20 protein-coding genes and 1 riboswitch are annotated in these 20,039 nt (G+C 70.7%); of the genes, 6 read left to right on the top strand and 14 right to left on the bottom strand.

Annotated features, from left to right (window positions below):
- The first annotated feature begins 9 nt into the window (after positions 1-9).
- Positions 10-708, top strand: coding sequence for a pyridoxamine 5'-phosphate oxidase family protein (locus OG623_RS30785; protein WP_406150859.1), 699 nt, complete (start codon positions 10-12; stop codon positions 706-708).
- A gap of 33 nt (positions 709-741) precedes the next feature.
- Here OG623_RS30785 and OG623_RS30780 read toward each other — a convergent pair whose 3' ends face one another.
- The 4 genes from OG623_RS30780 to OG623_RS30765 form a co-directional block, all read right to left on the bottom strand.
- Positions 742-1,695, bottom strand: a complete 954-nt coding sequence (locus OG623_RS30780) for a DMT family transporter (protein ID WP_406150858.1) — start codon at positions 1,693-1,695, stop codon at positions 742-744.
- Between the two features lie 154 nt (positions 1,696-1,849).
- Positions 1,850-2,875, bottom strand: a complete 1,026-nt coding sequence (locus OG623_RS30775) for an EamA family transporter (protein ID WP_406150857.1) — start codon at positions 2,873-2,875, stop codon at positions 1,850-1,852.
- Positions 2,876-2,942: 67 nt separating this feature from the next.
- Positions 2,943-3,488: a Clp protease N-terminal domain-containing protein gene (locus OG623_RS30770; RefSeq protein WP_406150856.1), complete on the bottom strand. Its 546-nt coding sequence runs from the start codon at positions 3,486-3,488 to the stop codon at positions 2,943-2,945.
- Positions 3,489-3,720: 232 nt separating this feature from the next.
- On the bottom strand, positions 3,721-4,320 hold the full coding sequence (locus tag OG623_RS30765; RefSeq protein WP_406150855.1) for a PadR family transcriptional regulator: 600 nt from the start codon (positions 4,318-4,320) through the stop codon (positions 3,721-3,723).
- A gap of 146 nt (positions 4,321-4,466) precedes the next feature.
- Here OG623_RS30765 and OG623_RS30760 point away from each other — a divergent pair, with 146 nt between their 5' ends.
- Positions 4,467-4,691 carry a helix-turn-helix domain-containing protein gene (locus tag OG623_RS30760; protein WP_406150854.1) on the top strand — a complete coding sequence of 75 codons (225 nt, stop codon included), beginning with the start codon at positions 4,467-4,469 and terminating at the stop codon, positions 4,689-4,691.
- Between the two features lie 44 nt (positions 4,692-4,735).
- Here OG623_RS30760 and OG623_RS30755 read toward each other — a convergent pair whose 3' ends face one another.
- A complete protein-coding gene (locus OG623_RS30755) occupies positions 4,736-5,794 on the bottom strand; it encodes a phosphotransferase (RefSeq protein WP_406150853.1) in 1,059 nt (352 codons plus the stop codon).
- Between the two features lie 127 nt (positions 5,795-5,921).
- Here OG623_RS30755 and OG623_RS30750 point away from each other — a divergent pair, with 127 nt between their 5' ends.
- The gene (locus tag OG623_RS30750) at positions 5,922-6,788 is read left to right on the top strand and encodes a PhzF family phenazine biosynthesis protein (protein ID WP_406150852.1); all 867 of its coding nucleotides are present in this window, start codon (positions 5,922-5,924) and stop codon (positions 6,786-6,788) included.
- A gap of 24 nt (positions 6,789-6,812) precedes the next feature.
- Here the strand turns inward: OG623_RS30750 and OG623_RS30745 are convergent, their stop codons facing one another.
- Positions 6,813-7,592: a CPBP family intramembrane glutamic endopeptidase gene (locus OG623_RS30745; protein ID WP_406150851.1), complete on the bottom strand. Its 780-nt coding sequence runs from the start codon at positions 7,590-7,592 to the stop codon at positions 6,813-6,815.
- A 103-nt stretch (positions 7,593-7,695) separates the two neighbouring features.
- Positions 7,696-9,201, bottom strand: a complete 1,506-nt coding sequence (locus OG623_RS30740; protein ID WP_406150850.1) for a glutamate-cysteine ligase family protein — start codon at positions 9,199-9,201, stop codon at positions 7,696-7,698.
- A gap of 499 nt (positions 9,202-9,700) precedes the next feature.
- Here OG623_RS30740 and OG623_RS30735 point away from each other — a divergent pair, with 499 nt between their 5' ends.
- A complete protein-coding gene (locus OG623_RS30735) occupies positions 9,701-10,306 on the top strand; it encodes a hypothetical protein (protein WP_406150849.1) in 606 nt (201 codons plus the stop codon).
- A 287-nt stretch (positions 10,307-10,593) separates the two neighbouring features.
- Positions 10,594-10,800, top strand: coding sequence for a DUF5999 family protein (locus OG623_RS30730; RefSeq protein WP_406150848.1), 207 nt, complete (start codon positions 10,594-10,596; stop codon positions 10,798-10,800).
- Between the two features lie 137 nt (positions 10,801-10,937).
- Here the strand turns inward: OG623_RS30730 and gcvP are convergent, their stop codons facing one another.
- Positions 10,938-13,823, bottom strand: coding sequence for an aminomethyl-transferring glycine dehydrogenase (gene gcvP, locus OG623_RS30725; RefSeq protein ID WP_406150847.1), 2,886 nt, complete (start codon positions 13,821-13,823; stop codon positions 10,938-10,940).
- Positions 13,824-14,013: 190 nt separating this feature from the next.
- Positions 14,014-14,109: riboswitch (glycine riboswitch) on the bottom strand.
- A 132-nt stretch (positions 14,110-14,241) separates the two neighbouring features.
- Between gcvP and OG623_RS30720 the strand changes: the two genes are divergently transcribed.
- The gene (locus OG623_RS30720; protein ID WP_406150846.1) at positions 14,242-14,613 is read left to right on the top strand and encodes a PRC-barrel domain-containing protein; all 372 of its coding nucleotides are present in this window, start codon (positions 14,242-14,244) and stop codon (positions 14,611-14,613) included.
- Here OG623_RS30720 and OG623_RS30715 read toward each other — a convergent pair.
- The 6 genes from OG623_RS30715 to OG623_RS30690 all read right to left on the bottom strand — a co-directional run bounded on the left by OG623_RS30715 (position 14,535) and on the right by OG623_RS30690 (position 20,034).
- Positions 14,535-16,022 carry a DNA polymerase IV gene (locus OG623_RS30715; RefSeq protein ID WP_406150845.1) on the bottom strand — a complete coding sequence of 496 codons (1,488 nt, stop codon included), beginning with the start codon at positions 16,020-16,022 and terminating at the stop codon, positions 14,535-14,537. The two genes, OG623_RS30720 and OG623_RS30715, sit on opposite strands and share 79 nt — an antisense overlap.
- Positions 16,023-16,097: 75 nt before the next feature.
- Positions 16,098-16,715 (bottom strand): MerR family transcriptional regulator, encoded by a 618-nt coding sequence (locus tag OG623_RS30710; RefSeq protein ID WP_406150844.1) that lies wholly within the window; start codon positions 16,713-16,715, stop codon positions 16,098-16,100.
- Positions 16,716-16,884: 169 nt separating this feature from the next.
- Entirely contained in the window at positions 16,885-17,358 is a 474-nt protein-coding gene (locus OG623_RS30705) for a bifunctional nuclease family protein (protein ID WP_006123076.1), read from the bottom strand.
- A gap of 53 nt (positions 17,359-17,411) precedes the next feature.
- Entirely contained in the window at positions 17,412-18,158 is a 747-nt protein-coding gene (locus OG623_RS30700; RefSeq protein ID WP_406150843.1) for a MerR family transcriptional regulator, read from the bottom strand.
- Between the two features lie 42 nt (positions 18,159-18,200).
- On the bottom strand, positions 18,201-18,977 hold the full coding sequence (locus OG623_RS30695; protein WP_406150842.1) for an FHA domain-containing protein: 777 nt from the start codon (positions 18,975-18,977) through the stop codon (positions 18,201-18,203).
- Positions 18,978-19,167: 190 nt separating this feature from the next.
- Positions 19,168-20,034 (bottom strand): DUF881 domain-containing protein, encoded by an 867-nt coding sequence (locus OG623_RS30690; protein ID WP_406150841.1) that lies wholly within the window; start codon positions 20,032-20,034, stop codon positions 19,168-19,170.
- Positions 20,035-20,039: the final 5 nt, after the last annotated feature.

The following is a 20,039-nucleotide window of genomic DNA, read 5'->3' as shown; positions in this document are numbered from 1 at the left end:
GAGTACGCAATGCCGGACACCCCCACGCCCGACGGCACCGGCCTCCCCGAGGCCGCCGAAGCATACGACCCGACCGCGCGTACGGTCCCGAGCCGCTCCAAGCAACGCGCCTCGTACGATCACACGACGGTCCACTCGATACTCGACACGGCCTACCTCTGCCATCTGGGCTTCGTCCGGGACGGTGCACCCGTCGTCCTCCCGACCCTCTTCGCCCGGGTCGGACAGCGACTGTACGTCCACGGCTCGACGGGATCGCGTCCGTTGCGCGAGACCGGCGCGGCCGATCCGGGCCTCGCCGTCTGCCTGACCGTGACGCATGTGGACGGCCTGGTGCTGGCGCGTTCCGCCTTCCACCACTCGATGAACTACCGCTCCGTGGTGGTCCACGGCATCGCCAGGACGGTCACCGACCCGGAGGAGCGCCGGACCGCGCTCGATGCCATCGTCGACCAGGTCGTGCCAGGCAGGTCGAAGGACTCCCGCCCCGCCGACGCGAAGGAGCTCGCCGCGACCGCGGTGATCCGTCTGGACCTCGATGAGGTCTCCGCCAAGATCCGTACGGGCGGCCCGAACGACGACCCGGCGGACCTCTCACTGCCGCACTGGGCAGGCGTGGTCCCGCTGACGCCCGGATACGCGGCGCCGGTGCCGTCCGACGACCTGGACCCCGCGATCCAGGTGCCGGACTACCTCACCGCGCTCTGAGCCCGTCGGCCGGCGGGCCCTGAGCGGCCCGGGTCAGGCCGCCACGGCGGCCCGGCGGGCGGCCGCCGCGCCGCGTGTCTCGGCGAAGGCAAGACCCGCCACGGCCGTGAGCAGGAGCAGCGTGCCGATGACCGTGGCCGCGGTGAGCCGCTCCCGCAGTACGGTCACCGCGATGATCGCGGCGCTCACCGGTTCGAGAAGCATGATCACGGAGACGGTCGCCGAGCGGACCACCGCGGCGCCCGCGAAGTAGAGGGCGTACGCGAGTGCGGTGGGCACCGCCGCCACATAGACGAGCAGCCACAGCACCTGGCCGGCCTCGACGGTGTGCGGCACGAGGCCTTCGGCCGCCGCCATGGGCAACAGGCCCACGGCACCGATACCGAAGGCCCACGCGCTCGTGGCGAGGGGGTCACCCGCCGCACCGTCCCGCCCGAGCCACCGGGTCAACAGGGTGATCGCCGCGTACCCGGCGGCTGACAGCACCGCCAGCAGCAGCCCCGTGGGCCGCACTTCGGCCCGCTCGCCGCCGAGCACCAGTACGGCGAGACCGACGAGGGCGCCTACCACGGCTGCGAGACCGCCCCTGCCCAGCCGCTCCCCCATCGTCAGGCGCGCGCCGACCGCGATGAGGACGGGCCCCGCGCCCAGCGTGACGACGGTGCCCACGGCGAGTCCGGTCGCCTCGACCGCCGCGAAGTAGGCGCTCTGGAACACGGTGAGACCGACGCCGGTCCCCAGGATGCGCAACAGCCTCCGACGACGCGGCTCGGCGGAACCGCGGGGGCGGCGGGGGCGCAGCGCGAGAGCTCCGGCCAGCAGGATAAGTCCGCCGGCGCAGCGCCAGAACGACAGGGCGAGCGGCCCGAGATCGCTGATCCGGAAGAGCAGCGATGCGGCCGCGCCAGCCGTACCCCAGGCGATACCCGCGACGACGAGATAGACAAGGCTCCGCCCGACGGGCAGGCCGGAAACAGGGTGGGACACGTGACGCTCCAGAAGAAGAGTGGTGGTCGCTCGGCTCCGCGCGCGGGCAGCGACGAACCGCTCGGGACCTGCCCGAGCCCGGTCTTCGTCCGGAGTGGCCGCCTCGCGCTAAGCGACAGGAGGCGGAAGTACGGTCAGCGTCATGATCGGCACCCTACGACGACGGCGGGGGCCGGAACAACTCACCCTCGGCATCGGCCGGCTCGGCCGTCCGGGCCACCGCGACGCCCGGCCCCGACGCCACAGGACCCGAAGGCGGCCTGGGCGCGGACGACTGCGCGATCAGGGCACCGAGCAGCACCACCCCGCCGCCCACGAGCTGCGGCGCCGAGAGGTGCTCGCCCAGCAGCACCCAGGCGAGCACGGTCGCGATGACCGCCTCCAGGCAGGCGACGACGCCCGCGACCTGGGGCGAGAGCAGCCGTACCGACACCACGCCGGTCGCGTAGGCCAGCACGGTCGCGAGCAGCACGATCCAGCCGAGCAGCAGCCAGGCGGGGACGTCGTGCCCGTCCATGTCCGCCGTCCCGCCCAGGACCGCCCAGTCCATGGACCAGGGTCCGGCTACCACCGTCAGGACGGCCGCGCCGGCCAGCAGTCCGTACGCGATCACGCCGACCGGGTTCGCAGGCCGGGCGTCCGTCGTGGGCCCGTGGCCCGCGCCCTGGTCCGACAGGACGAAGTAGCCCACCTGACAGCAGGCCGCGCCGAGGGCGAGCGCCAGTCCGGCCACGTCGAAGCTCAGCCCCGCCCACACCTCGACGACGCAGGCGAGCCCCCCGACCGCCAGCACCACACCAGCGGCGGCGGCGCGGGTCACGGGCCGCCGCTGAACGAAACGCACCCAGCCGAGGACGAGCGCGGGGGCCAGATACTCGATGAGGAGGGCGACACCGACCGGGATGCGCGAGATGGAGGCGAAGTAGAAGGCCTGCACTCCGGCCACGGCGAACAGTCCGAAACCGGCCAGCAGTACGGGCCGCTCCCGCACCAGCCGCCGGTGCCGCCAGGCGACCGGCAGCATGACGAGGGCGGCGCCGGTCACCCGTAGCCACACCACGTGCAGCGGGTCGAGCCCCGCCTCGATCAGCGGCTTGGCCGCAACCCCTGAACCGCCGAATGCGAGGGCGGAGGCAAGGGCCAGGCCCAGACCGGCACTTCTCCCCTGAGTCGCGTGCATCGGCACATCATGACAGCAGGCGTCAGCAGCGTCACCCCTGTGACACCTGTCCGCCGGGTGGTCATGATCACCCCTGCGGGCCCCCGGCGGCCGCACGGTCCTGCGCGCGGGCGCGCAGCCGCTCGACGTCGACCCCGGCCCGCTCCAGCACCTCGACCGCACGGCAGCGGGAATCCGCGACCAGCTCCGCCAGCAGACCGAGGCCGTCGGCATGGCGCTCCCCGCGCAGCAGCGCGTCGCGGGCTGCGCGGTCCATGGCTGCCGCCGCCGAGGGCGACCAGCCCTCGCCCGCCGGTTCCCGTACGGCGGGGAACGCCCCCGAGTCCTCCTGCGTGCCCTGCCAGCGCAGGCCGTATCCGATGCTGCGCTGTACGAGATAACCGAGCACCCTGGCCAGCTGCGGCCCGCCCTCGAAGGCCTCCCGTACCTCCGGGTCGGACTCGACGAGGGAGTGCAGGAGATGGGCCGTGTCGACATGACGGTCACCGTCGCGCACCGCTCGCCTGCGCGCGCCCGTGACCACCATGGCCATCGCGGCACTCAGCCCGTCACCTGCCCACGAGGCGTGGTTCGGCGCGGCTTGCTCGGGGATCCCTGACGTCCGGAATTGCACCTCTCCACCCCATCAGTCCCTTCGAGCGAAAACATCCCCGTCACGGCCCATCCGTCATCCCGCGGAAGGCGGGGAACAGTGGGGGGTCGTCATCCCTGGGGATGAGAACGCGCCACTAGGGGCAGCGCATCGGCCACACCGGAGCACGCACGAGACACATGAGGCACGCGCCAGGCACATGAGGAAGGGCCCCACATCGGGGGCCCTTCTCCAGCTGCTCGTACCGCACGGCTCAGTCCTCGTCGGCAAGGATCAGATAGAGCTTCTTGCGGGCGTCGTTGATCACCGAGAGAGCCTTCTCCCGCTGGTCGGCCGAGCCGGTCTTCCAGACCTGGCCGAAAGCCTCCATGAGGCCGAAGCCGGCCTGCCGGATCTCGTTGACGCCCTCCCAGTCGACACCACGCCCGGCCTCTTCCCAGGGGGCGTCCGGGCCGGACTCGGCCTCGCCGCGACCGAGGTCGGTGAGGGTGAACAGCTTCTTGCCGCCCTCACTGGCGCTGATGATCAGGCCCTCGTCCTCCAGAAGCTGGAGGGTGGGGTACACCGAGCCGGGGCTGGGCTTCCAGGCCCCACCGCTGCGCTCGACGATCTCCTGGATCATCTCGTACCCGTGCATCGAGCGGTCCTTGAGCAGCGCGAGGATGGACGCACGCACGTCGCCGCGCCTGGCCCTCCCCCGGCCGCCTCCGCGGCCACCGCGCCCGCCACCGAAGGGTCCGCCGCCGAAGGGCGGTCCGAACGGTCCGAACGCGGGCCTGCCGCCTTCGAAGTCTCCCCTGCCTGCGCCGCGGCGCCCGGGGCCGTATCCGTGGTCGTTTCCATGTGAACGCATGACTGCGCTCCTCTCATCTCATCATTGTGGTCACGCGACTCTTCTTCGAACGGTCGCGATGCCTCAACGATATATCGGAAGCTATCGCATGGCAACACCCTCCTCACGTCGGTCGTACCTGAAGGTCCCGCACGGGCTGCCGCCAGATGCCCCGGAAGGGATCCGTGGCGGAGGTCGCTCGTCGCGCGGGGGTGAGCACCGCGGCGCCCTACCGGCACTTCGCCGGCAAGCAGGTCCTCCTGATGGCCTGTGCCGTCTCGGCGACGTGGCGTCGCACACGGCAGCCATCGCCAGGACTCTGGCGCGCGAAGCACAACAGGCCCTGGGAGCCTGAGCGTCGGGGAGGGTCAATACACCTAAGGTCTGTCTGACCATTCCCGTCTGCCTCGCGACGACGGGAATGGTCAGACAGGCCTTAGTACCAGGGGCGGGCGTCCTGCGTGGGCAGTGGACGCAGCTTCGGCCAGCGTTCGAGCAGGCGGCTCGCCAGGGCGGAGCTGAGGCGGCCGACGGCGTGCAGGTGATCGTGGTCGCGGGTCATGCCTGCGACCACGTCCAAGCGGTGGACGAGCCGCTCACGGGCGGAGACGTAGCCCCACTCGAAGTCCTCGGCGGGCACCCGGGCGAATTGGTCGGCCGTCCCGCGGTGGGCCCGTTCGACGAGTGCGTCGCCCTGGATCAGCCAGCCTGCGCACGCGTCAGCGAGGTCACCCGGCACGTCCTTCCCGGTGAGGCCGCGCCAGGTGGTCCGATAGACGTTCTCGACCTCCGCGAGCGGGGCGGCGGTGACCGACATGGCACACCAGCAGGTGGGGAAGCCGATGCGGAAGTAGGCGAGTTCGATCAGACCGTTGCCGAGCGAGGCACGCTCGAAGTCGACGAAGCGGACACCGTCGGCGGTGCGCAGGTCATTGCCGGGGCAGGGATCCCCGTGCAGCAACGCATGGTGCGGGGTGGGGTCCAACCGCTCCAGGAGACCGGCGAGTTCACCGGGAACCGTGGACGGCACGGGCACGTCGAGCGCCCTGGCCAGGGTGAGGAAGGACTCGGCATCGGCGGCCGTGGGCCCCGGCCAGGCCGGCAGTGTGCCCGCATCGGAGGGCCCGGTCAGGGCGTGCAGCCGGGCCAGCGACTCGGCGTACCCCGGCATCCAGTCGTCCGTCCTGCCGAGGTCGTCCACATGCTCGAGGACCATCACCCGTGAGGACGGATCCGTGGCGAGCACGGCGGGGGCCAGGGCGGGTCCGGAGGCCCGCCCCGCCAGGCACAGCCCGGCGACCTCCCGTGCGAAGCGCGTGTCCGCGTCGGCGCCCGTGTCACCGTCGTCGGTGATCTGCTTGACGATCACCAGCCGCCGGTCGGCCAGCCGGACACGCCATACCCGTGACCGCGGGCTGCTGTCCAGAGGTTCGGTCAGCTCGGGGGTGCCCACGGCCAGGAGGAGCGCCTCATCGAACGGAACACGGTTCGGCATGCCGACGAGCATAGCCATGTGTTCGCACACGCGAGCGTCTCTGCCACCCCCGGGTCTGCCACCCCCGGGCCGCGGACCCGTGATTGGCCTTGGACCACGCGGAGCGGCCCCGCCTACGGTCACCTTCATGAAGATCCGCATCGTCGACGCGTTCACCGACCGGCGCTTCGCCGGCAACCCTGCCGGGGTCGTGGTCCTGGGCTCCGGGGGCTTCCCCGAGCCGGACCGCCTTCAGCGCCTGGCGGGCGAGGTCAACCTCTCGGAGACGGCCTTCGCCCATCCGCTGCCGCCGGACGGGGAAGCCGACTGGGCGCTGCGCTGGTTCACCCCCACCACCGAGGTCGATCTCTGCGGGCACGCGACGCTCGCCGCCGCCCATGTCCTGCACACGTCGGACGTGGCGAGCGGCACCGTGCGCTACGCCACCCGCTCCGGCGTACTGCGCACCACCGCGCACCGGGACGGCTCCCTGACGCTGGACTTCCCCACGGCGCCGCTGACACCGGTGGACCCACCGGCCGGGCTGACGGATGCCCTCGGCCTGTCCGGCGCCTCGGAGCGGTCCGGCGCCTCGGAGCACCCCACCGGCCCCATCCGCTCCGTCCACGACACAGGTGACCTCGTCGGCGACCTCCTGGTGGAACTGGCCGACGAGGCGACCGTACGGGCGCTGAGGCCGGACTTCCCCGCGCTCGTCTCCTGCTCCCGACGGGGCGTCATCGCCACGGCGGCGGCCGCGGATCCGACGAGCGGGTACGACTTCGTCTCGCGCGGCTTCTTCCCCGGGGTAGGCATCGACGAGGACCCGGTGACCGGCAGTGCCCACACCGCTCTGGCGCCCTTCTGGTCGGCCCGCTTCGGCCGCGACGAACTCGTCGGTCTCCAGGCCTCCGCGCGCTCGGGCCTGGTCCGCACCTCGCTGCGCGGCGCACGCACGCTGCTCACCGGCAGCGCCGTCACGGTGATCGAGGGGGAGCTGCTCGGCGGGCTCTGAGGACTTCGGGCACCGGCCGCCCCGTCATGGGGTGGGCAGCCAGTCCACCTTCCCGGCGAGCAGCGCGTATCCGACGAACGCCCCGATGTCGATCAGCGCGTGCGCCACGACCAGCGGCCCGACCCGCCCCCAGCGCCTGTACAGCAGGACGAAGACGACGCCCATGGCCAGGTTTCCGATGAAGCCGCCGATGCCCTGGTACAGGTGGTAGGAGCCGCGCAGCACGGAGCTCGCCACCAGGGCGGCCATCGGCGTCCACCCCAGCTGCCCCAGCCGCCGCAGCAGATAGCCGACGACGATGACCTCCTCCACGACGGAGTTCTGCACCGCGGAGAGGATCAGTACGGGGAATTTCCACCAGACGTCGGGCAGTGACTCCGGGACCACCGTCAGGTTGAATCCCGCGGTCCGCGCCACCAGGTAGAAGGCCAGCCCCACGCTGCCGATCCCCGCCGCGACCAGGGTGCCCCGGCCCAGATCGGGCCAGGGCCTGGTGCGGTCGAGGCCGAGGGTCCCCAGGCCGGCCCTCTCCCGGATGAGCAGGTGCGCCACCAGCGCGACCGGCACCAGGGCCGTGGCGATGCCGAAGAGCTGCCAGGCGAGGTCGAGCCACGGTCGCCCTATGGCGTACGAGCCGTTGAGCGTGGCCGCCTGGTCCTTGAGTCCCCCGGGTTTCGTCAGCGACCCGATGAAGCTGATCAGGGCGGACACCCCGCTGGCCCCGAGTGAGAGAGCCAGCACGAGCAGCATCTCCGAGCGGAGGATCCGCCGGGACACCCCCTCGTGAGGAATGGATTCAGCCACGCGCCCCGCCTCCACCTGTACCCCTGCCGTCAGCCATGCGTCCGTATGTCGTCATAGCTTGCCCGACGGGTCATGGGCGGCGGGACACCGGCCCGCTTCCTGGTCAGGGCGCGGGGAAACCGACGGGCCAGGTGTGCACCGGCTCCCCCGCCTGCATCAGCTCTCCGTAGCGCCGGGTGGTGGCCGCCAAGGCCGCCTCCCGTCCGAGGCCCGCCTCCAGTGCGCGGTGGTAGGTGTCCACCTGCCAGGAGGCGCCGTTCACCCGGAGCCGGCAGCGCTCCTCGATGACGCCGAGGTAGCGGTCACGATCCGAGGGTTCGATGTTCCAGGCATCGAGCCCGGCGGCCGCGAGCGGCAGCAGTTCGTCCCGTACGAGCTTGGCGGCGGGCACCTTCGCCACACCGCCGGAGCGGCCGGGGCGCGGCCACAGCAGCTCGGCTTCGATCCCGTGGCGGCAGGCGGCGTCGAAGTTGGCGGCCGCCGCCTCGAAGGGGAGCCTGCTCCAGACCGGCCGGGACTCGTCGGCGAGCGCGCGCACCAGACCGTAGTAGAAGGCGGCGTTGGCGATCACGTCGACGACCGTGGGGCCGGCGGGCAGTACGCGGTTCTCCACCCTCAGATGGGCGACGCCGTCGGCGAGCCCGTACACCGGCCGGTTCCAGCGGTAGACCGTGCCGTTGTGCAGGGAGAGTTCGGCCAGGCTCGGGACACCGCCCTCGTCGAGGACCCGCAGGGGGTCCTCCTCGTCGCAGATCGGCAGCAGGGGCGGGAAGTAGCGCACGTTCTCCTCGAAGAGCTCGTACGCCGAACTGATCCAGCGCTCCCCGAACCACGTCCTGGGCCGCACGCCCTGGTTCCTCAGTTCGGGCGGCCGTACGTCCGTGGCCTGCTGGAACAGCGGCGGCCTCGACTCGCGCCACAGCTCCTTGCCGAAGAGGAAGGGAGAGTTGGCCCCGAGGGCGATCTGTACGGACGCGATGGCCTGGGCCGCGTTCCAGACGTCCGAGAAGCGGTCCGGTGTCACCTGCAGATGCAACTGCACGGAGGTGCACGCCGATTCGGGGGCGATCGAGGCGGAGGTCGCGACCAGACGCTCGACGCCCTCGATGTCGAGGACGAATTCCTCACCGCGGGCGGCCGCCATTTGCTCGTTGAGCAGCGTGTAGCGGTCGCCGTCCGACAGGTTCGCCGAAACCAGATCGTCCCGGCCGAGGGTCGGCAGGATACCGATCATCACGATCCCCGCGTCGACCTCGGCGGCCTTCCTGTGGGCATAGGCGAGCCCCGTACGCAACTCCTCAGCGAGCTGATCGAATACCCGGCCGCTCAGCCGGTGGGGAAGAATATTTACTTCCAGGTTGAACATCCCCAGTTCTGTCTGGAAATCCCGGCTCGCGATGCGCTGGAGCACCTCTGCATTCCGCATCCTCGGCATACCGTCCGGTCCCGCGAGATTCAGCTCGATCTCCAGCCCCATGAGATTCCTGGGGCGGTCGAACCTCCGCTCCGACAGGAGCCTCTCCAGCCCGCCCAGGCACTGGGTGAGCTTCTCGCGGTACGCCTGCCGATCGGACGCGGCAAAAGCGCCCGCCACGACCTTCTCGCCCATCGAAGGGTCCCTCCTCGAGTGGGCGGCCCGCGGCACAGGCCGCTCGTATCACGATCGATAATGCCCCGACGAGATGATCCGTAACGCCCCCGGCGGCCCCGCACACCCACTAGTCTGGAGACCGAAGCCGGAGGCACATTCCGAAGGCATGGGGCATAGGCAGTGCGCCTGATCGAGTTGCGCGGTGGATACACCGATGAGTTTCAGCCTACCGCCGGGTGGCGGAAGTGCCTGGGTATGCGTGTCGAGAGCGGCTCGAACCCACGTGAAACACGCAATTCAAAGGCCGAAATCCCCCTTGCGGGCAATATGGGGGACGGGTAGCCGAAACACCGTGTGAACATTTGTCGTATAAACTCTGCGGACGAGGCAGAGACTTGACGGAGCTGACGCACCGGCCCGTCCGTCCTGTCACCGGCCTTTCTATGGCCCCGCACGCCGACAGCGCCGTCGCACCCGCCCAGCATCACCGTGTCTCCGAAGTGAGAGGCGACCCACCATGCCGCTGCATGTCTTCCCGGCCCCAGCGCCCGCACTGCGCAGCGTTCTCGCGGCACTCGGTTCTCCCACCGCAGTCCGCGAAGCCCACACGCCCGCTCTCCGGTCCGTCCAGGGATCGCTGAGCCCCGAACTCCCGCTTCCCGTCCATGTACTGGACCGGATCGTGCCGAACGAAGCGGCACCGCGCACCCGGCTCGCCGGCTGGCGCTTCCTCGTCCGCAGCGGTGAGCGTGCCGTCGCCGCGGCGGACACCATGCTCACCGCCGACGGCTGGACCTTCTCGCACTTCTTCGAGGGCCCCTACATCGCCTCCACCGAACTCGCCGTGCGCCAGGCGGAGTCGACGGCGACGCACTATCAGCCGCGCCTGCTGTCGGTGCCCGAGCTGTACATGCTCACGCTGTGGCTGCATCACGACATCGAGGCGGACGCGGGCGGCGGCACACTCGCGCCGACCGACCTCCTGGTGCCCCTGGCACCCGCCCCCACGGGCATCACGGCTCATCGGCCGCATCATGTCGCGGACCTGCTCCCCGTGATGACCCTGCGTGTCACCCCGGCTCCCCTTCCGGACGTCCCGGGCCTCCTCGGCACACCCGCCTGACCGTCCTGCCCGCGCGCCCCTGTCGGCACACCCGGCGGGGGCGCGCAGCTACCCGTCCGGACTAGTCCGGTCCGGTCACCCCGAACCATCCGAACGGACAGCACAGTTGCACCGATCCGTCCGGCCGGGTGATGCGTCTCGGACGGAGAAGAGCCGCTGGCGCGAAATCCCTGCGGAGTCAGGTCCGTAGGGCAACACTGGGACCGGACCGACCTGACAGGGCGGCGACCGTCGACGCGTCGCCCGACCGCAGGACACGCGAACCGACGCAGCGAAAGAACCCACCCATGTGCCAGCACCAGCCGCCCTGCCCGACCGCTGACTCCAACGACCGGGAAGCCGCCCGCCTGATGGCCCACCACCCGGAACAGGGCTGGAGCCTGCTGTGCAACGGCGTCCTGCTCTTCGAGGACACCGGTGAGCTGCTCCCGGACGGGCAGATCGTCGCCCCGCACCGCTCGCCGAGGAGCGGCCAGGTGGTGAGAGCCGCCTGAGCACGGCGGACAGCACCGGGGGAACAGCACCGGGGGAACAGCACCGGGGCAGGCACCACGGACAGCAAGGCGAACCGAAACACGAGGGGCCGGCCCGGAGAAGTCTCCGCACCGGCCCCCACACGTGTCCGCGGTGCCTACTGGTCGTACTCGTCCAGCGGCGGGCAGGAGCACACCAGGTTGCGGTCACCGAACGCGCCGTCGATCCGGCGCACCGGCGGCCAGTACTTGTCCGAAGGCGTCACCCCGGCCGGGAACACCGCCTCCTCGCGGGTGTAGGCGTGATTCCACCCGCCACCGAGCGCCGCGGCCGTGTGCGGGGCGTTGCGCAGGGGGTTGTCGTCCGCGGTCCACTCGCCGGAGGCGACCTTGTCGATCTCGCCGCGGATGGCGATCATCGTGTCGCAGAAGCGGTCGAGCTCGGCGAGGTCCTCGCTCTCGGTCGGCTCGATCATCAGCGTCCCGGCGACCGGGAAGGACATGGTCGGCGAGTGGAAGCCGTAGTCGATCAGCCGCTTGGCGATGTCGTCGATGGTGACGCCGGTGGCCTTGGAGACCGGTCGCAGGTCCACGATGCACTCATGCGCGACCAGACCGGCCGGGCCGTTGTAGAGGACCGGGAAGTGCGGTTCGAGGCGCTTGGCGATGTAGTTGGCCGCGAGTACGGCGACCTGCGTCGCACGCTTCAGGCCCTCGCCCCCCATGAGGCGTACGTAGGCCCATGAGATCGGCAGGATGCCGGCCGAGCCCCACGGGGCTGCCGAGATCGGGCCGACACCGGTGTCCGGACCAGCGGCGGGCTGGAGCGGGTGGTTGGGGAGGTACGGCGCCAGGTGGGCGCGCACACCGACGGGTCCGACACCCGGGCCGCCGCCGCCGTGCGGGATGCAGAAGGTCTTGTGCAGGTTCAGGTGGGAGACATCGCCGCCGAAGTGGCCCGGCTTGGCGAGACCGACCAGCGCGTTGAGGTTGGCACCGTCCACGTACACCTGGCCGCCCGCGTCGTGCACCTCCCCGCAGATCTCGGCGACGTGCTCCTCGAAGACTCCGTGCGTGGAGGGGTAGGTGATCATGAGGACGGCGAGCTCGTCGCGATGGGCCGCGATCTTGGCCCGGAGGTCCTCTATGTCGACCTCGCCGTCGTCGGCGGTCTTCACCACGACGACCTTCATGCCGGCCATGACGGCGCTCGCGGCGTTGGTGCCGTGCGCCGATGACGGGATCAGACAGACGGTGCGCCGGTCGTCGCCGTTGGCCCGGTGGTACGCGCGCACCGCGAGCAGCCCGGCGAATTCGCCCTGCGAGCCCGCGTTCGGCTGGATGGAGACGGCGTCGTAACCGGTGACCTCGGCGAGACGCTCCTCCAGCTCCCTGATGAGGGTGAGGAAGCCCTCGGCCTGCTCGGCCGGCGCGAACGGGTGCAGCGCGCCGAATTCGGGCCAGGTGATCGACTCCATCTCGGCGGTCGCGTTGAGCTTCATCGTGCAGGAGCCGAGCGGGATCATGCCGCGGTCCAGCGCGTAGTCGCGGTCGGCGAGCTTGCGCAGGTAGCGCAGCATGGCCGTCTCGGAGCGGTGCTGGTGGAAGACCGGGTGGGTGAGGATCTCGTCGCCGCGCAGGAGCCCGTCGGGCAGCGCGTCGGCCGCATCGGCGTCGATCGTCTCGATGTCCCCGCCGGCCCCGAAGGCCGCCCAGACGGCCTCGATCCGGCTGCGGGTGGTGGTCTCGTCACAGGCGACGGAGACATGGTCGGCGTCGACGAGCCGGAGGTTCACCCCGCGCTCACGCGCGTCGGCGACCACATCGGCCGCGGTGCCCGGCACACGGACGGTGAGGGTGTCGAAGTACGCGCCGTGCACGACCTCGCTGCCCGCGGCCCGCAGTCCATCGGCCAGGATGGCGGCGTACCTGTGGGTGCGCCGGGCGATGGTCCGCAGCCCGTCGGGCCCGTGGTACACGGCGTACATACCCGCCATGACGGCGAGCAGCACCTGGGCGGTGCAGATGTTGCTGGTGGCCTTCTCGCGGCGGATGTGCTGCTCGCGGGTCTGCAGCGCCAGCCGGTAGGCCTTGTCGCCGTCCGCGTCGACGGAGACGCCGACGAGTCGGCCGGGCAGGCTGCGGGCGAACTTCTCGCGCACGGCCATGAAGCCCGCGTGCGGCCCGCCGAAGCCCATCGGGACACCGAAGCGCTGGGTGGTGCCCACCGCGACGTCCGCGCCCAGTTCGCCGGGCGAGGTGAGCAGCGTCAGGGCCAGCAGGTCGGCTGCGACGGAGACGATCGCGCCCAGTTCGTGGGCCTGGTCGATGACGGGCTTGATGTCGCGTACGGCACCGGAGGCTCCGGGGTACTGGAGGAGCACACCGAAGACACCGCGCTCGGCGACATCGGCCGGGATGCCATCGGTGAGATCGGCGACGACGACCTCGACACCGGTGGGCTCCGCGCGGGTCTCGATGACCGCGATGGTCTGCGGCAGGGTGTCGGCGTCGACGAGGAAGACACCGCCCTTGACCTTGCCGACCCGCCGCGCCAGCGCCATGGCCTCGGCCGCGGCCGTGCCCTCGTCGAGCAGCGAGGCGCCCGAGGTCGGCAGACCGGTGAGGTCGGCGACCATGGTCTGGAAGTTCAGGAGAGCCTCCAGCCGCCCCTGCGAGATCTCCGGCTGGTACGGCGTGTAGGCCGTGTACCAGGCGGGGTTCTCCATGACGTTGCGCAGGATGACCGGCGGGGTGAACGTGCCGTAGTAGCCCAGCCCGATCATCGGTGCGAGCACCTGGTTACGGTCGGCGAGGGTACGCAGCTCGGCCAGGACCTCGGCCTCGGTGCGCGCCTGCGGGAGATCCAGCGCCTCGGCACTCCTGATCACGTCGGGCACAGCGGCGGCGGTGAGCTCGTCGAGGGAGCCGTAGCCGACCTGGGCGAGCATCTTCGCCTGGGCCCCGGCATCGGGCCCGATATGGCGCTGCTCGAACGGAATGCCCTGCTCCAGCTGGGAGAGCGGAGTGCGACGGGGGGTCATGTGGAGGCCTCCTGGTCTGTGACGACCTGCGGGGGGAGCCACGGCGTGGCTGCCCGAACGGCCTCCCCCTCTGTCATCTCGACCTGAGAGCTTCACCGGCACGCCCTGGGGCATCCCGGCTTTCACCGTCGGTGAGGACGGTGCCGGCGCGGCACGTGCCGCACGGTCCCGCCCTGCTTTCCAGAGTGACCTCGTCCGTGCGGTACGGGGGCCTGAGAGATTCCGGGGAGGAGTTGCTCCTTCGGCGCCCCCGGATCGCTCCGGAGGACTCTCCCGCACAGGGTCAGCAGCCTCTTCCAGCCTACCAGCGGGGTACGGGCGGGCCGTCTCGAGTGGCCGACTGCCCGGATCTGTCCTTTCGTAGTGCCTGTGGAGCAGCCGCGACCACCTGATGCAGCCATGACCAGTGGGAGGCACCGTGCAGACGGACATCGATCCGCGCAGCCTGATCGGCCGCAAGGCCTTCGACCGGCAAGGTGCCAAGATCGGAACGGTGGACGAGGTCTATCTCGACGACGCCACCGGGGTCCCCGAGTGGGCCGCCGTACGCACCGGGCTCTTCAGCCGGGACGCGTTCGTCCCGCTGGAGCCGAGCGAATTCGTCGACGGGACGCTCGTGATCCCCTTCGAGCGGGCCCTGATCAAGGACGCGCCCGACTTCGGTGTGGGCCGCCATCTCTCCCCCGAGCAGGAACTCCAGCTCTACCGTCACTACGGTCTCGACACCTCCCCCTCCGACGGCACGGGCCCCGACAGGGACTTCGGCAAGCTCGCCGGCCACGAGGAGTAGTCCACCGGGTCGCGCACCAGGCGCAGCGGTTCGGCCGTCCGCAGCTGCGGATCGTCGACCCTGAACGTGCGCACCCGGCCGGGCGGCGACCATGGTTCCTCGAAGCGCACGGTGACCCGGCCGACACCGCTGCCCTGCACCCAACCGTGGCCGTGCACCTCGTGCCGTACGTCGTGACCGGCCGGCCAGCGCCGCGAGGCCAGGGGCTCCTCGCTCCCGCTCCCGCCCGCGTCCGCCCCGGCGGCCGACTCCTCCCCCGCGTGCTCCCCCGCCGGCTCCCGCTCGTCCGGTTCCGGGGCGACGGCAGCGGCGGACTCGTCGGCGGCGTGCCGCGCGTCGGCCGCCTGCGCGAAGAGGTCCTCCTGTGTGAAGTCCGCCAGGCCCGTGACACCGACTCCGAGCAGCCGGACGCCGCCGGTCGTGTCCACGGCCTCCAGAAGCCGTGCGGCGGCCTCCCTGACCACCGTGGGGTCGTCCGTGGGGCCGCGCAGCGTCTCGGATCTGGTGAGCGTCGAGAAGTCGTAGCGGCGGACCTTGAGGACGACGGTGCGCCCCGACCGGCCGGCGCCCCGCAGCCGCTGGACGCACCGGTCCGCGAGCCGCTCCACCTCAGACCTGACGCGCACACGGTCGTGCAGGTCCACGTCGAAGGTGTCCTCGACCGACACCGACTTGGCGTCCCGCTCGGCGACGACGGGACGGTCGTCGTGGCCCAGGGCCATGCGGTGGAGCGCGACGCCGTGCGCCTTGCCCAGCAGCCGCACGAGCTCCGCCTCACCCGCCTCCGCCAGGTGACTGACGAGGGTCATCCCCGCACGCCTCAGATGGTCACCTGTGGCGGGCCCGACGCCCGGCAGGATGCGCACGGACATGGGCGCCAGGAGCTCCCGCTCGGTCCCCGGCTCGATCAGCAGCAGCCCGTCGGGCTTCGCCTCCTCCGAGGCGATCTTGGCCAGCATCTTGGAGCCGGCCAGACCGACGGAAGCACTGAGTCCGGTGACCGCCGCGATCACGGTGCGCAGCTGCTCGCCGATCACACGCGCGGACGCCGAGTCGTCGGCGACCCCGCCTGCCTCCAGGTCGACGAAGGCCTCGTCCAGGCTGAGCGGCTCGACGAGCGGCGACAGCCGCCCGAGCAGCTCCATCACCTGGTCGCTCACCGTCCGGTAGAGCGCGAAACGCGGAACCAGATAGGCCGCGTTGGGGGCGAGACGCCTGGCCTGCGCCATCGGCATCGCCGAGTGCACTCCGAAACGCCGCGCCTCGTACGACGCGGTGGCGACCACGCCCCGCGTCCCCAGGCCGCCCACCACGACCGGCTTTCCGCGCAGGCTCGGCTTCGCCGCCTGCTCCGCAGAGGCGTAGAAGGCATCCATGTCCAGATGCAGGATGGTGGGCGCGGCTCTCACATGGACCGATGCTGCCCTACGCCACTGACAACCGCCCCACCTCGCGCGCGCGTCGCGCCGTACCGCCCCGGTGACTCAGCCCGCGCGATTGCGGCGCCGTGCCAGTTCGTCGGCCGGGTTGTGGCCGATCAGGGTCTCCCCCGTGTCGACACGCTCCCCGTGGAGCTGGGACAGCGCCGCGTCGACGTCACGCCAGACCACACCGACCGCGATACCGAAGACGCCCTGGCCGCCCTGGAGCAGATTCACGACCTCGTCGGGCGATGAACACTCGTAGACCGTCGCCCCGTCACTCATCAGGGTCATCCGCTCAAGATCCGTGAATCCGCGTGCCCTCAGGTGCTGAACGGTGGTCCTGATGTTCTGCAGAGCCACACCCGTGTCCAGGAACCTCTTGACGATCTTGAGGAGCACCACGTCCCGGAAACTGTAGAGACGCTGTGTCCCCGACCCGTACGCCGGACGTACGCTCGGCTCGACGAGCCCCGTACGCGCCCAGTAGTCGAGCTGTCGGTAGGTGATCCCGGCCGCCGCGCACGCTGTCGGCCCCCGGTAGCCGATGTCCCCTGCCACTGCCACACCGTCCGCTGCCACCACTGCCGGCTGAACCGGCTGTCTGATGGAGTGGTCGGCCGCACTGCCGTGCTGCCGGTACGGCCCACCCACAGCCGTACCGTCGCCGCTGCTTCTCACGCCGACCTCCGTCCTTGACCTGCCACCTCGAAGGTAGGCAGTCACCAGGGGTGCGTCAACGATCGCCACACTCGGCACGCCGAGTGATAATCACCCTGAGAGTGGTTTCCCGTGACTGATTACCGGGAACGGCTTGTCGGATGCGCTGGCACCACCACCGCGGACGGGGTCACTGACTGTTGGTGCCGAAGTCCTCCGGCGAGATCTGGTCGAGAAACTCGCGGAACTTCTCCACCTCGTCCTCCTGCTCGTCCGGGATCGCGATACCCGCGTCGTCGAGCACCCCGTCACTGCCGTAGATCGGCGTGCCGGTGCGCAGGGCGAGCGCTATGGCGTCGGAGGGACGCGCGCTCACCTCGACCCCGCTGGCAAAGACCAGCTCCGCGTAGAAGACCCCTTCCCTCAGGTCCGTGATGCGGACCTCGGTGAGCTCCTGGCCCACGGCCTCGAGCACATCCTTGAAGAGATCATGGGTCAGCGGCCTGGCCGGAGCCATGCCCTGCTGGGCGAAGGCGATCGCGGTCGCTTCCCCAGGGCCGATCCAAATAGGGAGGTACCGGTCGCCTCCCACTTCACGCAGGAGCACGATCGGTTGGTTGGAGGGCATTTCCACCCGGACACCCACAACGTCGAGCTCGTTCACACAGCAACCCTAGGACGTGCCCGCCATGTTTGGATAGTCGGGCTCCTCCGCCCTCAGAGGAAGCTTGCCTTCAGGGCGCTCTGCACGAGCGCGGCGTGGAGCCGGACGGAAAGCTCGGCGAGCTCCTTCGCCGTGGCCTCCGCATGGGCTCTGGTCTGCGGATTCCGGTGCCGGCGCAGGGGAGCCACCACCTGCTCGACCAGCCCCGCCTCACGCTCGGCGGCCGCCTTGACGGCCCGCAGATGCCTAGGTTCGAGACCGAATCTACCCAGATCCGCCACCAGCCGCGCCACGGTCACCGCCTCGGCGTCGTAGCTCCCGCCGGTGGCCGGCACGATCAGCCCGTACGACTCCCACTCGGCGAGCTGCTCATCGGTGGCACCGGTGGCGGCCAGCAGCTCGGCACGTCCGATACGGCCGGCAGTGGCCTGCGCCGGGTCCTGGTCCCCCGGAGGACCCGTGGGATCACTCCGGCCGCCACCACCGGTCGGCAGGGCTGCCTGCTCGCCCCGTGCCACGGCCTCCAGATGCTCACGGATGACCTTGAGCGGCAGGTAATGGTCCCGCTGCATACGCAGCACCTGCGCCAGCCGCTCGACGTCGGCAGGGCCGAACTTCCGATAGCCCGACGGTGTGCGCTGGGGCTCGATGAGCCCTTCCGTCTCCAGGAACCGGATCTTGGAGATCGTGACTTCGGGAAATTCGTCGCGCAGCTGCGTGAGCACCGTGCCGATGCTCATGGCGCGCTTGCCCGCGGCGGCGGTGCCGTGACCGGCACCGCCTGTCGGTGTTCGCAGCATGGACCTTCCTGGGGGTCCCCCCGGACAGCGTCCGGGGAAGGGTCACACGCCCCGCTGGCTCGCGTAGAAGACCAGCCGGTACTTACCGATCTGGACTTCGTCGCCGTTGGTCAGCGCGACGGAATCGATCCGCTCGCGGTTGACGTAGGTGCCGTTGAGGCTGCCGACGTCGCCCACGGTGAAACTACCGTCCGCACCCCTGTGGAACTCCACATGGCGCCGCGACACGGTCACATCGTCGAGGAAGATGTCGCTCTGCGGGTGGCGGCCTGCCGTCGTCAGGTCACCGTCCAGCAGGAAGCGGCTGCCGGAGTTCGGCCCGCGACGCACCACGAGCAGCGCGGAACCTCCAGGCAGGGCGTCGACCGCGGCCTGGGCCTCCGGGGAGAGCGAGGGGACGGCCGTCTGGCCCGTCGCCTCGGCCTCGTACGCCTCGATACCGGAGATCGAGATGGTCGAGGTCGTCTCGGAGGCACGCTCGGGCACGCCGCCCCTCAGCGGCGCACCGCAGTTGGAACAGAAACGGCTGGTCTCGGCATTGCGATGCCCGCACCTCGTACAAACCGGCATGGACGAGCCCTCCGGAGCGGGGGCGAACCCTCCACCCGTACTTGAGGTCGATGGTTCCCCAGAACCTATGCGCCCTGCACCTCCGGGGTCAACGGACGACGCGCCGGAGCCGGCGCCCTGGACCTCGTCACGGAAGAGAGGGCGCTCCGAGCCCTGCTCCTCGGCACTCTGACGCGGAGCGCGGTGGCGGGCAGCGCTGTTGCTGTCCTCGCGGGCGCTCTTTCCGAACAACTTCGCAAACAACTTCACGGGCGTTTCCCCTTGACCGAAATAGACCCGCCCGTGGGGCAGGACGAACCCTGAATGAACACACCTGCCGACCCGGACATTCTCACAACGTCCGTATCCACCCGACAGTTTCCACCACACGTCACCGATCCGTTGCGCCGACCCCCCGCAACCCGGTGCCCGTGTCCTTCCGACACGGCGCGGCACCGCCTCACCGGGACGACGACCGAGCGTGATCAGGCTGCTTCGCCGGCCGCAGGGCGTCCACGACGATGTCGTCGGCACGCGCCACCTCCGCCGTGGCCTGCTCCTTCTCGAGCGTCTGCACCACACCACCAGGGATGTTCAGCGCCGGCTCCAGGTCCTGCGGCTTGCCGATGACCTTGAACTCGTAGGGAGCCTCGATCTTCCGCCCGTCGACCCTCAGGTCTCCGGCATCACCGGAGAAATAGGTGTCGGCCACCACCCGCACACCATCGATCTCGATGGCCTCGGCGCCCGCCGCGCGCAGCTCCTGGATGGTGTCCAGGAGCTTGTCTGGCTCCACCGAACCGGACGGGTCACTGATGGTCAGGGTGATGCCTGGGCCGTGCGCGGCGACGGTGCCCGCCAGGATCCCGAGCTGCCGCTCCTTCTCGAGCGTCTGCTTACGAGCCTCCTCCGCCTGGTCCGAGCTGTTCTCCAGCTCCGTGCGCTGGTCGTCGAGGCGCTGCTTCTCGTCCTCCAGGCGCTGGGTGCGGTTGTCCAGCTCGTCGAGGATGCGCACCAGGTCCTCCTGGCGGGCTCCACGCAGCGCGCTGTTGTCGCTGTTCGACCTCACCTGGATGGCCAGGCCGAGACCGAGGACGAACAACAGGAGCGCCACGATCAGTTGGGCCCTGCTCACCCTCGGCGGCCAGAGGCCGGCACGCAGCCGCTGACGGCCCGAGGTCCCCTCGGGAGGGGCGGCGGGCCGGGACTGCTCGGGGTCGGGCGCCGACGCGGGCGTCTCGGGCGGGAGCGCCCCCGCGTGGTTCCTGCCGCGCCACAGGTTCTTGTCGGGCCGCTGCCCGTCGTCCGGGCTCTGTTCGTCGCTCATCGGCC

Origin of the sequence: Streptomyces sp. NBC_01012, assembly GCF_045162755.1 — a bacterium.
Classification (GTDB): domain Bacteria; phylum Actinomycetota; class Actinomycetes; order Streptomycetales; family Streptomycetaceae; genus Streptomyces.
The sequence above is the reverse complement of the archived record's forward strand: the minus strand, read 5'-3'. Positions and strand labels throughout refer to the sequence as shown.

Coding starts and splice junctions, on each gene's coding strand:
- OG623_RS30785 (WP_406150859.1), top strand. CDS start 10: ATGCCGGACACCCCCACGCCCGACGGCACCGGCCTCCCCGAGGCCGCC.
- OG623_RS30775 (WP_406150857.1), bottom strand. CDS start 2,875: ATGCACGCGACTCAGGGGAGAAGTGCCGGTCTGGGCCTGGCCCTTGCC.
- OG623_RS30765 (WP_406150855.1), bottom strand. CDS start 4,320: ATGCGTTCACATGGAAACGACCACGGATACGGCCCCGGGCGCCGCGGC.
- OG623_RS30760 (WP_406150854.1), top strand. CDS start 4,467: ATGCCCCGGAAGGGATCCGTGGCGGAGGTCGCTCGTCGCGCGGGGGTG.
- OG623_RS30755 (WP_406150853.1), bottom strand. CDS start 5,794: ATGCCGAACCGTGTTCCGTTCGATGAGGCGCTCCTCCTGGCCGTGGGC.
- OG623_RS30750 (WP_406150852.1), top strand. CDS start 5,922: ATGAAGATCCGCATCGTCGACGCGTTCACCGACCGGCGCTTCGCCGGC.
- OG623_RS30740 (WP_406150850.1), bottom strand. CDS start 9,201: ATGGGCGAGAAGGTCGTGGCGGGCGCTTTTGCCGCGTCCGATCGGCAG.
- OG623_RS30735 (WP_406150849.1), top strand. CDS start 9,701: ATGCCGCTGCATGTCTTCCCGGCCCCAGCGCCCGCACTGCGCAGCGTT.
- OG623_RS30730 (WP_406150848.1), top strand. CDS start 10,594: ATGTGCCAGCACCAGCCGCCCTGCCCGACCGCTGACTCCAACGACCGG.
- gcvP (WP_406150847.1), bottom strand. CDS start 13,823: ATGACCCCCCGTCGCACTCCGCTCTCCCAGCTGGAGCAGGGCATTCCG.
- OG623_RS30700 (WP_406150843.1), bottom strand. CDS start 18,158: ATGCTGCGAACACCGACAGGCGGTGCCGGTCACGGCACCGCCGCCGCG.
- OG623_RS30690 (WP_406150841.1), bottom strand. CDS start 20,034: ATGAGCGACGAACAGAGCCCGGACGACGGGCAGCGGCCCGACAAGAAC.